The 12,609-nt window shown below is 66.7% G+C and carries 9 protein-coding genes and 1 pseudogene; 8 read left to right on the plus strand and 2 right to left on the minus strand.

Annotated elements, in window-relative coordinates:
• A pseudogene (locus ACTHJR_RS08215) lies at positions 1-801 on the plus strand (LamG-like jellyroll fold domain-containing protein); the annotation flags it as partial.
• 19 nt (positions 802-820) lie between these two features.
• Here the strand turns inward: ACTHJR_RS08215 and ACTHJR_RS08220 are convergent.
• A complete protein-coding gene (locus tag ACTHJR_RS08220; protein WP_440522641.1) occupies positions 821-1,714 on the minus strand; it encodes a LysR substrate-binding domain-containing protein in 894 nt (297 codons plus the stop codon).
• 104 nt (positions 1,715-1,818) lie between these two features.
• Here ACTHJR_RS08220 and ACTHJR_RS08225 point away from each other — a divergent pair, with 104 nt between their 5' ends.
• The 7 genes from ACTHJR_RS08225 to ACTHJR_RS08255 all read left to right on the plus strand — a co-directional run bounded on the left by ACTHJR_RS08225 (position 1,819) and on the right by ACTHJR_RS08255 (position 12,036).
• Positions 1,819-3,012: a mandelate racemase/muconate lactonizing enzyme family protein gene (locus ACTHJR_RS08225; RefSeq protein WP_440522642.1), complete on the plus strand. Its 1,194-nt coding sequence runs from the start codon at positions 1,819-1,821 to the stop codon at positions 3,010-3,012.
• 56 nt (positions 3,013-3,068) lie between these two features.
• Positions 3,069-4,349, plus strand: a complete 1,281-nt coding sequence (dctA, locus tag ACTHJR_RS08230; protein ID WP_440522643.1) for a C4-dicarboxylate transporter DctA — start codon at positions 3,069-3,071, stop codon at positions 4,347-4,349.
• The gene (locus ACTHJR_RS08235; protein WP_440522644.1) at positions 4,346-5,470 is read left to right on the plus strand and encodes a hypothetical protein; all 1,125 of its coding nucleotides are present in this window, start codon (positions 4,346-4,348) and stop codon (positions 5,468-5,470) included. The genes dctA and ACTHJR_RS08235 overlap by 4 nt, the downstream gene beginning before the upstream one ends.
• Positions 5,467-6,990: a DUF885 family protein gene (locus ACTHJR_RS08240; RefSeq protein WP_440522645.1), complete on the plus strand. Its 1,524-nt coding sequence runs from the start codon at positions 5,467-5,469 to the stop codon at positions 6,988-6,990. Before ACTHJR_RS08235 ends, ACTHJR_RS08240 begins: the two co-directional genes overlap by 4 nt.
• A gap of 50 nt (positions 6,991-7,040) precedes the next feature.
• Positions 7,041-9,953 carry a TonB-dependent receptor gene (locus tag ACTHJR_RS08245; protein WP_440522646.1) on the plus strand — a complete coding sequence of 971 codons (2,913 nt, stop codon included), beginning with the start codon at positions 7,041-7,043 and terminating at the stop codon, positions 9,951-9,953.
• 72 nt (positions 9,954-10,025) lie between these two features.
• Positions 10,026-11,615, plus strand: a complete 1,590-nt coding sequence (locus ACTHJR_RS08250; RefSeq protein WP_440522647.1) for a pectate lyase — start codon at positions 10,026-10,028, stop codon at positions 11,613-11,615.
• Complete coding sequence (locus ACTHJR_RS08255) at positions 11,605-12,036, plus strand: cupin domain-containing protein (protein WP_440522648.1); 432 nt, start codon at positions 11,605-11,607, stop codon at positions 12,034-12,036. The genes ACTHJR_RS08250 and ACTHJR_RS08255 overlap by 11 nt, the downstream gene beginning before the upstream one ends.
• Positions 12,037-12,177: 141 nt before the next feature.
• On the opposite strand, the gene ACTHJR_RS08260 is transcribed toward ACTHJR_RS08255, so the two are convergent.
• Positions 12,178-12,609, minus strand: a 432-nt coding sequence (locus ACTHJR_RS08260) for a prolyl oligopeptidase family serine peptidase (protein WP_440522649.1), incomplete at its 5' end; no start/stop codon positions are given.

A 12,609-nucleotide genomic window follows, 5' to 3' on the forward strand; every position in this document is an offset into this window, starting at 1 on the left:
GCCGACGCGATCGCCTACAAGTCGCAGCATATGTACATGTACACCGAAGGGCATTGGTGGACCGACCGCGTCGAGATGCCCAACGACTATCTCCAGCGGCAGCGGCTGGGCGGCATCGCATTGGTTCGCAACCAGACCTATCCGGGCAACACCGTGAGCTGGCGTTTCGCCAATCCCGGCGCGGCGGAAGCGGTCGCGATCCTAGTGCCGGGCGCGACCCCGGGGCATTTCAAGGTCGTCGCCTACAATACCAGCGACGTGCCGCAGCCGGCGACGATGTCGACCTGGAATGTGGCGGCGGGCAAATGGAAGATGACCGCGGGCACCAGCGCCTCGGGCGGCGACAGCGCCGACGGGACGCCGACGGCGAGCGAGGTAATGCTCGAACGCAGCGGATCGGTCGACGTCAGCTTCGCGCCGCACACGACCACGGTGCTCGAGTTCACCCTGGAGACGCCGGGCGTGCCGACCGAGCGCCGTGCCGATCTCGGCATCGGGGTCGACGACGTGACGGTCGCGGGCAAGGCGGTCGGGGTGACGGTGCACAGCCTGGGCGCACTCCCGGCGAGCGGCGGTCGCGCGGAATTGGTCGATGCGAGCGGCAAGGTCGTCGCCAGCGTCGCCGTGCCGACGCTCGCCGCGCCGATCGACCTCACGCCCAAGACCGCGATGGTGAAGATGGCGCTGCCGTCGGGCGCCGGCGCGGGCTGGCGGGTTCGCGTGGCGCTACCCGACGGCACGCCCGAAGTGACGATGCTCAACAACGCCGTCGCCTTGCCCGCACCGTCGCGCAAGAAGTGACGGCGATGCGCGTTCGGCATCAGGCGGGCGGCAAGTGACTCCAGAAACGCTCGGCCGCCGCGCTCTGCCGCGCGGCCGGGCGATACAGCCTGATGCCGACCGGGATCGCCCAATCCTCGCCCCCTGCGGGCACCAGATTGCCGCGCGCGAGATCGTCGGCGGCGAGGCTGGCGGGCAGCCAGGCGATGCCGCTGCCGCCGCGCGCCATGCCGAGCAACGTGGCGGCGAGTTGCGCCGAAAAGACTGTCTCCAGCGCCGGCGCGCGACGGTCGAACCGGTTCGACGCGACGATCCGGCCGAGCCCCGATTCGGCGCTATAGGCAAGCAGCGGCAATTCCTCGGCGTCGCCCTCGAGCCGCCAGCGCGGCCGCCCGTCGCCATCGGGCGCGACCAGCGGGACCAGCGAATCCTCGCCGACATAAAGCGACGCGAAGGCGGGGCTTTCCAGCCGGCTCGGCGCCATCGGATGATGGTGGCACAGGACGAACTGGCTCTGCCCTTGCAGCATCAATTCCTCGCAGGCCTGCATCGTGTCGGACACCAGCCGCACCGGGCCGACCGCGGTCTCCTGCTCGACCCGGCGCAACCAGCCGGGAAAGAAGTTGAACGACAGCGAATGGGTCGCCGCGAAATGGAGCGTCGCGGTCTCGCGCCCGCCGACCTCGCGCGCGTCGCGACGCAGATCGGTGATCGTCCGCACCAGCCCCGGCGTCCCGCGCGCGAATTGCGTGCCGGCCGGGGTCAGTCGCGTGCCTTGCGCAGTGCGCTCGAACAAGGGCGTGCCGACCCAATCCTCGAGCGCGCGGATGCGGCGGCTGAACGCCGGCTGCGTGATGTGACGCAATTCGGCGGCGCGCGAGAAATTGCCCGTTTCGTTGAGCGCGACGAAATCGATCAGCCAGTCCAGCTCCATGGGCTATGCATAATCGGCATGACGATGCGCGGCAACGGCATTGGCCATAATGGTGCTCCACGACCTATCCCGATGCTGGGACGGCTGGATAAGGGAGCATAAGCTTGCGTATCGTCGAGGTTCGCGAACAGACGGTGTCGATCGCGTCGCCGATCGCGAATGCCTATATCGATTTCTCGAAGATGACCTGCTCGGTCGTGGCGGTGATCACCGACCAGGTCTGCGACGGACGCCCGGTGATCGGCTACGGCTTCAATTCGAACGGCCGCTATGGCCAGGGTGCGCTGATGCGCGACCGCTTCCTGGCGCGGCTGACCGAGGCCGATCCAGAGCGGCTGATCGATCACGAGAACGACAATCTCGATCCGTTCGCGATCTGGTCGACCTTGATGACCAACGAGAAGCCGGGCGGCCATGGCGAGCGCTCGGTCGCGGTCGGCACGATCGACATGGCGGTGTGGGACGCGGTGGCGAAGATCGCCGGCAAGCCGCTCTATCAATTGCTCGCCGAACGTTATGGCAGCGGCACCCCCGACGACAAGGTGTGGGTCTATGCCGCCGGCGGCTATTACTACCCGGGCAAGGACCACAAGCAGTTGCAGGACGAGTTCCGCGGCTATCGCGACCGCGGCTATCGCGTCTGCAAGATGAAGGTCGGCGCGGTGCCGCTCGACCAGGACATCGCGCGGATCGAGGCGGCGCTCGAAGTGGTCGGCGACGGGCAGTGCCTCGCGGTCGACGTCAACGGCCGCTTCGACCTCGACACCGCGATCCGCTTCGGCGAGGCGATCAAGCCTTATAATCTGTTCTGGTACGAGGAAGTCGGCGACCCGCTCGACTTCGCGCTCCAGGCCGAGCTCGGCAAGCATTACGACCGGCCGATGGCGACCGGCGAGAATCTGTTCTCGCACCAGGACGCGCGCAACCTCCTCAAGTTCGGCGGCATGCACAAGGACCGCGACTGGCTGCAGTTCGACTGCGCCTTGTCCTACGGTCTCGTCGAATATCTGCGCACGCTGAACGTGCTCAAGGAAGAGGGCTGGTCGACGCGGCGCGTGGTGCCGCATGGCGGCCACCAGATGTCGCTCAACATCGCCGCTGGCCTGCATTTGGGCGGCAACGAGAGCTACCCGGACGTGTTCCAGCCGTTCGGCGGGTTCGCCGACGGCATCGCGGTCGAGGACGGCTATGTCGCCTTGCCGCAAGTGCCGGGGGTCGGCTTCGAGGCGAAGAGCAAGCTGTACCAGTTGATGAGCACAATGACCGAGGACGTCGCGCCGGCACGCGTGATGGCCTGACGCAGCATGTCGACCCGGCAAAGAGACCGGGCGGCGGGAAGGAGAAGGATGGGGTGATGCGCGCATTGCGCCAGCTCTGGGTTCAGGTGCTGATCGGCATGGCGATCGGCATTGCCCTCGGCGTGCTCGCGCCGGGCTGGGGCATCGCGCTCAAGCCGGTCGCCGACGGCTTCGTCAAACTGGTCAAGATGCTGCTCGCGCCGATCATTTTCGGCACAATCGCGGTCGGCATCGCGCAGATGGGCAATCTGCGCGAGGTCGGGCGGCTGGGGCTGAAGGCGCTGGTCTATTTCGAAATCCTGTCGACGGTGGCGCTCGGCGCCGGGCTGATCGTCGCCAATGTCGCGCGGCCCGGCGCGGGGATGAACATCGACGCGCGGACGCTCGATGCCAGCGCCGTCGCGGGCTATGCGACGACGGCGAAGGGCGCGGGCGGGGTCGCCGACTTCCTGCTCGGCATCATTCCCGACAGCGTCGGCTCGGCCTTCGTCGGCGGGACGATGCTCCAGGTCATCCTGATCGCGTTGCTGATGGGCGTGGCCCTGGGCGCGATGGGCGATAGCGGCGCGCGGCTGACGACGCTGATCGACGACATCACCAAGGCGATGTTCCGTATCGTCGGCATGGTGATGCGGCTGGCGCCGTTGGGGGCGGGCGCGGGCATGGCCTTCACCACCGGCAAATACGGCATCGCGACCCTGCTGCCGCTCGGCTATCTGATCGTCGCGCTCTACGTCACCGCAATCCTGTTCGTGATGGTCGTGCTCGGGCTCGTCGCGCGGCTGGCGGGCATCTCGCTGATCGCCTTGCTGCGCTATATCGCCGACGAGATTCTCATCGTGTTCGGCACCTGCTCGACCGAGGTGGTGCTGCCGCAATTGATGGCGCGGCTCGAGCAATTGGGGGTGGCGCGGCCGGTGGTCGGGCTGGTGCTGCCCGCCGGTTACACGTTCAACACCGACGGCACCTCGCTCTATCTGTCGATGGCGGTGGTGTTCATCGCCCAGGCGACGGGCACGCCGCTATCGCTCGGCGACGAACTGACGATCATGGCGGTGTTGCTGCTGACCTCGAAGGGATCGGCGGGAGTCGCGGGTGCGGGGTTCGTCGCGCTGGCCGCGACCTTGTCGGCGATGCCGGCGCTACCGGTCGCCGGGTTGGTGCTCCTGCTGGGGGTCGACCGCTTCCTCAACCAGGCGCGCGCGGTGGTGAACCTGATCGGCAACAGCGTCGCGACGGTCGCGGTGGCGCGCTGGGACGGCGCGCTCGACCTCGAGCGGGCGCGAGCGGTGTTGCGTGGTGAGGACGTGCCGCCGTTGGTCGAGGCAGCGGCATGAAGCGCACGCTGCTCCTGCTGGCCGCACTGGCCATGCCCGCCCATGCCGACATCGCGGTGTCGGCGAATGACGGTAAACAGGTACTCGACGACGGGCGGCAGATCGTCCCTTCGCCGCTGGTCCCCGACAGTATCTCGATCCTCGATTTCGGCGGCGGCAAGCTGCGCGTCGTCGCGACGGTGGCGGCGCCGGCGAGCGTAATCGGGCCGCCGCGCAGCGTCGCGATCACGCCCGACGGTGCTTATGCCATCGTCACCTGCGCGCGCCGCGTCCGCGCCGACGGCAAGGATATCGAGCCCGACGACCGGGTGTCGGTGATCGATCTCAAGGCTGCGAAGATCGTCTCGACCATTCGCGCCGGCGCCGGCGCCTCGGGTATCGCGATCGATCCGAGCGGCCGGCGTGTGCTGATCGCCAATCGCGCGGCGGGGACCGTGTCGCTGTTCGACCTTGCCGGCGGCAGCTTGCGTCCGTTGGCGACCGTCGCCATTGGGCCGACGACCTCCTCGCCGGCCCAGCCGATCTTCTATGACGGCGGCCGCCAGGCGCTGGTCACGCGCGACGGCGACAATCGCGTCAGCCGGATCGTGGTCGGAAGCGACAGTCTCGCGCTGGTCGAGCCGGCGACAATGGCGAGCCTGCGGCCTTATGCGATCGACGCGGCTGGCGATCGGCATTTCGCGGTCACCGGCAATATCGGCGGCGGCGGGCGCGACATGGACACGATCAGCTTGATCGATCTTTCGGGCGCGGTGCCGGTCACGGTCGATACCGTCGCGGTCGGCCTGACGCCGGAAGGCGTGAAGATGTCGCGCGATGGCCGTTATGTCGCGGTCACCGTCAACAACGGGTCGAACATGCCGCGCGCGTCGCGGGGCTGGTCCGATCACGGGCTGCTCCAGATCTGGCGGATCGATCGCGGGCGGCTGGTCAAGGTGACCGAGGCCTGGATGGGCGGCTGGGGCCAGGGCATGGTCTGGTCGCGCGACGGGCGCCAGATCCTGGCACAGGCGATGCTCGGCAATCGCATCGAGAGCTTTTCGTTCGACGGCACGCATCTGCGACGCGGCGCCGTGCTGACCTTGCCGGTGGGGCCGGCGGCGATTGCGGGGGTGGAATGATCGGACGGCGCACTTTCCTGGCGAGCGCGGCGGCCATCGCGATCGCGCCCCGACTGCAGGCGGCCGGAGACGCCGACGCGGCCTTGCGCGCGACGCTCGACGGGCTGGCGACACTCGACAACCCCGCCGCCAAGCTGAAGCGGCTTCGGGGGGTCGGCACACGCGGCCTGTCACCCGGCGCGCTACTCGATCTCGAGGCGTCGCGCGAAGGGCTGGCGATCGACGTGCGGATCGCGGCGATTATGCCCCACGGTCGACTGGGCCGCAGCCCTTATACCGTCACGCCAAATAGTGGCGCCTGGCGCGAGCCCGGCGCGCGCGATGCGGGCGATCGCATCGCCGCCGACAATGCGGCGATTCGCCAAGACGCCGCGGCGGGCATCGTGCTGCCGCGCGACGCGCTCGACCGCACGATTGCCGGGATCTCGGCGGCGGCAGCGCGGACACCCGGGAGCGTCGGCTTGGCGCTCGGCGACCAGGCGCGGCTCTTGTCGACGCTGACGGCTCGCGCCGGAGAGCCGGGTGTGGGGCGCCTTCCCCATGGCCAGGAATATTTCGACCTGATGATCGATCGCCAGTTCGGCGGGCGCGGCGCGGCGGCGATCCATCGCCGGGTCATGGCGCGGGCGATGGAGGTCGCGGCCGAGGCGGACGAACTGCTGAACAAGCTGGGCTATCGCGGCGCCACGACCGGCGAGCGCTTCCGCGCCGCGTTCCGCGATCCCCACTTCCTCTATACCGATGACGAGGCGGGCAAGAATCGCGCGGTCGCCGACATGAATCGCCGGCTCGATCTCGCCAGGGCGCGATTGCCGGCGTTGTTCGGCCCGCTGCCGCCTGAATGCGCCAATGTCGCGGCGCGCCGGATGACACCGGTGGAAGAGGCGGTGAAAAAGGGTGGATATCGCGTCCTGCCGACCCCCGACGGCACGCCGGGCAGCTATTTCGTCGATCTGTCGGACATTCGCCGCCGCCCCGACTGGAGTCTGGCGAGCGTCGTTCATCACGAGTTGCTCCCGGGCCACATGGTGCAATTGCCCCTCGACGCAAGGGCGCGGCCGCATGCCCTACGCGCCGAATATACGGCGGGATTCGCCGAAGGCTGGGCGATCTACGCCGAGGAATTGATGGCGCGGCAAGGCGCGTTCGCTGGCGATGACCGCGCGCGGATCGGTTTCCTGCACTGGATGATGTTCCGGCTTTGCAGATCGATCATTGACACCGGTGTCCATAGTGAGCGATGGTCTGTTCGGGAAGCGCGGGAGACGCTCGAGAGGATGCAAGGCGAGCCAGCCTTTTTTGCGACGTTCGATCAGGACATCCAGCGGGTGTGCCTGGAGCCGGGCGCGCGCGTCGGCGAAGCGCTGGCGTGGCTGGCGCTGTGGGAGCGGTGCGACCGGGGTGCCGCGTCGGGGCTGGCGCGGCGCCATCGTGCAGCCATCGCGGACGGTCGCCTGCGCCTGTCGTCGCTCGATCGGCGGCTCGCCCCGAGTTCAAGAGGAAGGTCAATCAGTCGGTAGAAATGCGGCCAAGAGGGAAGACCCTCTGGCCCGATCCCAGGGAGGTTTAAATGCGAAAGGGTATTCGGTTCGATTCGTTGTTGCGGGGCGGCGCCTCGCTCGCGGTGATGGTGATCGCCGCCGGCGCGGCGCACGCGCAAACCGCGCCGGCCGGTCCGAACGACAGCGCGGCCCCGGCGGCTCCCCCGGCCGACGCGCCGCAGACGGCGGCCGCCGACGATAGCCAGAATCCGGGCAAGGACATCGTCATCACCGGTTTCCGCGGCAGTCTGGCCAAGGCGCTCGACCAGAAGAAGCAGTCGGCGGTCGCGATCGACTCGATCCTGGCCGAGGACATCGGCAAGTTCCCCGATCTCAATCTGTCCGAATCGATCCAGCGCATCCCGGGCGTCGCGCTGTCGCGCGACGGCGGCGAAGGCCGGTCGATCTCGGTGCGCGGTCTCGGCCCGCAATTCACCCGCGTCCGCATCAACGGCATGGAGGCGATCGCCACCGCGGGCGGCGCCGATTCGTCGGGCGGCACCAATCGCGGCCGCGGCTTCGACTTCAACGTGTTCGCCGCAGACCTGTTCAACGCGATCACGGTGCAGAAGACGCCCGATGCGGCGACCGAGGAAGGGTCGCTCGGGGCAACCGTCGACCTGCGCACCGCTCGGCCGTTCGACTACAAGCCCGGCGTGACGGTCGCGGTCTCGGGTCAGGCCAGCTATAACGATCTCGCCCAAAAGACCTCGCCCCGCGCCGCCGCGATGATCGCGTGGTCGAACCAGGACGGCACGTTCGGAGCTCTGCTGTCGGCCGCCTATACCAAGCGCAGGCTGGTCGAGAGCGGTTACAGCACGGTGCGCTGGACGACCAACGTCGCCGGCGCGGCGCCGGGCTTCCAGAGCTATCTCGGTACGACCTGCCAATACGGGTCCAAGAACGAGCAACTGACGCCCGAGTGCGCCACCGCGAACAGCCTGTTCCACCCGCGGTTCCCGCGCTACGATTATTATATCGACGACCAGCAGCGCATCGGCCTGACCGGATCGCTGCAATGGAAACCGACCAGCAGCACGACGATCAGCCTCGACGGCCTCTACGCCGACTTCAAGGCGACGCGTGAGGAACGCTATCTCGAAGCCAATGGCTTCTCGGTCGCGGGCGCCTGCACGGCGTCGAACCGCCCGACCACCTGCGGCGTCAACGATATCGACGTGACCAAGGCGACGGTGCAGAACGGCGCGCTGATCGCGGGCACCTTCGACGATGTCGACATCCGCGTGGAGAACCGCTTCGACCGGCTCGACACCAAGTTCAAGCAGTTGACGCTCAACGTCGATCAGAAGTTCGGCGACAAATTCTCGATGAACTTCGTCGCGGGGCACTCGCAATCGGATCACGAGAATCCGATCCAGAACACGGTGACGTTCGACCAATACAATATCGACGGCTTCAGCTACGATTATACCGACCGCCATCATCCCGTCTTCAATTGGGGCACGGCGAACCTCGCCAACGGCACCGGTTGGGTGCTGAGCCAGCTGCGCCTGCGCGCGGCGTCGGCCAAGAACACCTACGAAACCGGCGCGCTCAGCTTCAAATGGGACGTCACCGACGATTTCTCGATCCAGGGCGGTGCGGCCTATAAGGGCTATGGGTTCCAGGCGACCGATTTGCGGCGCAGCAACGGGACCACGGCATCGCAGGATACCAACCTGGCGTGCTGCAAGCTGCCGGGCGATCTCGACCTCAACCAATATGGCCAGATCGTCTCGATCGAGGGCCAGAGCTTCTTCGACGCCGACTATTTCAAGGCACGCGACTTCTTCGGCCTTGAGGATCCGACGGCGCGCGGCGGGACATTCAAGCTGGGCATCGAGCCGGGTCTGGCCGGCAACGTCGCGGTCGACGAGCACGACAAGAGCGGGTTCCTGCAGTTCAACTTCAATCGCGATTTCGGCCTGTTCAACCTGCGCGGCAATGCCGGCGTCCGCTACGTGCAGACGTTCCAGCGCTCGCAGGGCTATACCTTCCTGAGCGGGGCGGCGACGCCGCTCACGGTATCGCGCACCTATGACGACTGGCTGCCGTCGGCGAACCTCGTGTTCGAGTTCTCGCCCAAGTTCCAGCTCCGCCTGGCGGCGGCACGAGTGATGGCGCGTCCGGATCTCACCAGCCTCGCGCCGTCGGCGACCGTGTCGGTGTCGGGCGCCAATCGTTCGGTGTCGGTCGGCAACCCGATGCTCGATCCGTTCCGCGCGACCACGCTCGATGCGGCGGCGGAATGGTATTACATGCCGGGCGCGCTGCTGTCGGTGGCGCTGTTCCAGAAGAACATCGACAGTTTCGTCCAGACGGTCCAGTCGTCGGGCGCCTATAGCAACAACCCGTTCGGCCTGCCCGACAGCCTGGCGGTTGCGGCCTGCGCCAATCTCGACCCGGGTATCTGCAATCCGTCGCTGACCAACTGGACGTTCTCCGCACCGACCAACACGCCGGGCGGCCGCCTGCGCGGCATCGAGGTCAATTTCCAGCAGCCGTTCAAGTTCCTGCCCGGCTTCCTCGGTAATTTCGGCGTGCTGCTGAACTACACGCATGTCGAATCGAACATCAAATATCTGAACTCGTCGGGCGCCGTGGTGAAGATCACCGACCTGACCGGCCTGTCGCGCAACAGCGCCAACGCCACGCTTTATTACGAGGATAAGGTGGTCAGCGCGCGCGTCTCGGCGGCGTATCGTTCGGGCTATCTCTCGGATGCGGTCGGCACTCAGGGTATCGACAGCCAGGGTTACAACAAGACTCTCAATATCGACGCATCGGTCCAGATCACGCTCACCAAGCAGTTCAAGCTCACCTTCGAGGGCATCAATCTGACCGATCAGTATCAGGACCAGTATAACGATTCGACCAATCTACTCTCGGTCTATCACCATACCGGTCGGGAATTCCTCGCCGGGTTCCGGTTCAATTACTGACTTGCGTCCCAACTTTCCTGCCTGCCGGTGCGGTGCCCTCCGCACCGGCATTTTCTTTCCGGGAGACGGCACGTGCGGCATCTGAAGGCGGTGGTCATGGCGGGGGCCGCGATCGCGGCGATGATGGCGGCGCCGGCGGTGGCGGCGAGCCGCGCCCAGATTCTCGCGACGATGAAGCGCGCGTCCGAATTCATGGTCGACAAGGCATCGGTGCGCGGCGGCTATGTCTGGTCGCAATTACCCGACGGGTCGCGCCGCTGGGGCGAGATGGAAGCCTATCCGACGATGATCTGGGTGCAGCCGCCCGGGACCGGCACGATGGGCCATTTGTTCCTCGACGCCTATCACGCGACCGGCGACGAATATTATTACCAGGCCGCGACCAAGGCCGCCGACGCTCTGGTCGCGGGGCAGCTTCCCGGTGGCGGCTGGCATTATTTCATCGATTTCGGCGGTCCGGCCTCGACCGCCAAATGGTATGCGACGATCGGCAAGAACGCCTGGCGGCTGGAGGAATTCCAGCATTATTGGGGCAACGCCACGTTCGACGACGCCGGCACCTCCGAAGCGATGCAATTCCTGCTGCGGCTCTATGTCGAGAAGCACGATCCCAAATATCTGCCGCCGCTAGAGAAGGCGCTGAACTTCGTTCTGAACAGCCAATATCCCAATGGCGGCTGGCCGCAGCGCGCGCCGGCGACCAAATTCCCGTATATCGACCACGGCAAGCCCGACTATACGTCGTTCATCACCTTCAACGACGATGTCGCGGGCGAGAATATCCGTTTCCTGATCCAATATTATCAGGTGACCGGCGACACGCGCGTGCTCGAGCCGATCCGGCGCGCGATGGACATTTATGTGACGACGCAGCAGCCCGCCCCACAGGCGGGCTGGGGGCTGCAATATACGCTCGATCTGAAGCCGACCGGCGCGCGGACCTACGAGCCGACCGCGATCGTCACGCACACGACCTATGCCAATGTCGAGCAATTGATGAATTTCTATCGCCTGACCGGCGACCCAAAATTCCTGGCGGGTATCCCGGCGGCGCTCGATTGGCTGGAGTCGGTCAAGTCGCCGCCCGAGCTCAACAAGGACGGCAAGACCTATCCGACTTTCCTCGAGATCGGCACCAACAAGCCGATGTACGTCCACCGCCGCGGCTCTAACGTGGTCAACGGCGAATATTATGTCGACGGCAATCCGGCCGATACGCTGGGCCATTACAGCTCCTTCCGGCACCTCGACGTGCCCAAGCTGCGCCGCGAATATGAGGAACTGAAGGCCACGCCGCCTGAGGTCGCTAGCAAGGATTCGCCGCTCAAGGCGGAGGGCCGCCAGCCGCTCGACCGTTATTATCTGACCGACATGGGGGCCGGGTCGGACCGCAATGCCGATCTGGCGGCGAACAGCCCGGACGCACTGGTCAGGACGCTCAACGCCGCCGGCTGGTGGCCGACCGAACTCAAGATGACCAGCCATCGCTACACGCACGACGGCTCGAAGACGGTGACTCCGGGCGATTATTCGAGCACGCGGGTCGGCGACGAAACCGACACCTCGCCCTATCTCGATCCAAAGCCGGCGATCGGGATCTCGACCGGCACCTACATAGCGCACATGGAAACGCTGATCGCGGCGCTGGGCGATGCGAAATAGCCCGATCCTGATCGGCTTGCTGGCGCTGGCCGCGCCGGCGCTCGCGCAGGATAAGCCCGCCGGTCGGATGACGGTGGTCGACGGCGAGTCGGTCAGGCGCGACGAACCGCCGCCGCACGGCAATATCGGCATGAGCACCGCCTATCGCTTCAGCGACGCGGTGCCCGGCCGGGCGATGGAGTTCCGCGAGCGCGTGCTCCATGTCGGCGCGGCGATCGGTGCGCACCGGCTCGGGCATGACGAGGTCTATTACGTCCTGTCGGGCGAAGGCGAGGCGTTCTCGGGCGATCGCACCGAGCGGGTCAAGGCCGGGCAGGCGATCTACTTCTTCGCCGGCGAGACGATGGGGATAAGGCAGAAAGGCGCGCAGCCGCTGGCGCTGATCATCACTTATCCGTTGGCGGCGCGGGCGAAGGATTGAGGCAGTAGGATCAGGTAAAAACGCCTCCCCGGCGAAGGCCGGGGCCCGGTTTCATCGGAAAAGAGATGGCATCCCGCTGCGGAGAGTTCGTCGCGACTGGGCCCCGGCCTTCGCCGGGGAAGCGTGACAGGGCCGCTTAGGTCAGCTGGCCCCCAGCCACCCCCGGCTCGTCGCCCAGGCGAGGAACAGGTCCGGCCAGACATGCGCCGGCTTGCCGACCACGCCGCGCAGGCCGAAGCCGTGATTGCCTTGTTCGAACAGGTGCAACTCGACCGGCACCTTGGCCGCGCGCAATGCCGCGTGGAGCAACAGGATGTTCTCGGTCGGCACGGTCGGGTCGTCCTCGGCAGCGCATAGCCAGCACGGCGGACTGTCGGGCTTGATGTTGCGATCGGGCGAATGCGCCGCGACCAGCTCGGGCGACGGGTCGGGACCGAGCAGCGCATCGCGCGAGCCGGCATGCGCGACCGGCAGGGTCATCGACACCACGGGATAGATCGGCGCCGCGATCATCGGCCGCGCCGAGAGCGTATCGGCGGCATCGACCGGATCATAGGTCTTCGTGGCGAACCG

Origin of the sequence: Sphingomonas sp. (genome assembly GCF_051962185.1) — a bacterium.
Classification (GTDB): domain Bacteria; phylum Pseudomonadota; class Alphaproteobacteria; order Sphingomonadales; family Sphingomonadaceae; genus Sphingomonas.

Coding starts and splice junctions, on each gene's coding strand:
- ACTHJR_RS08220 (WP_440522641.1), bottom strand. CDS start 1,714: ATGGAGCTGGACTGGCTGATCGATTTCGTCGCGCTCAACGAAACGGGC.
- dctA (WP_440522643.1), top strand. CDS start 3,069: ATGCGCGCATTGCGCCAGCTCTGGGTTCAGGTGCTGATCGGCATGGCG.
- ACTHJR_RS08235 (WP_440522644.1), top strand. CDS start 4,346: ATGAAGCGCACGCTGCTCCTGCTGGCCGCACTGGCCATGCCCGCCCAT.
- ACTHJR_RS08240 (WP_440522645.1), top strand. CDS start 5,467: ATGATCGGACGGCGCACTTTCCTGGCGAGCGCGGCGGCCATCGCGATC.
- ACTHJR_RS08245 (WP_440522646.1), top strand. CDS start 7,041: ATGCGAAAGGGTATTCGGTTCGATTCGTTGTTGCGGGGCGGCGCCTCG.
- ACTHJR_RS08255 (WP_440522648.1), top strand. CDS start 11,605: ATGCGAAATAGCCCGATCCTGATCGGCTTGCTGGCGCTGGCCGCGCCG.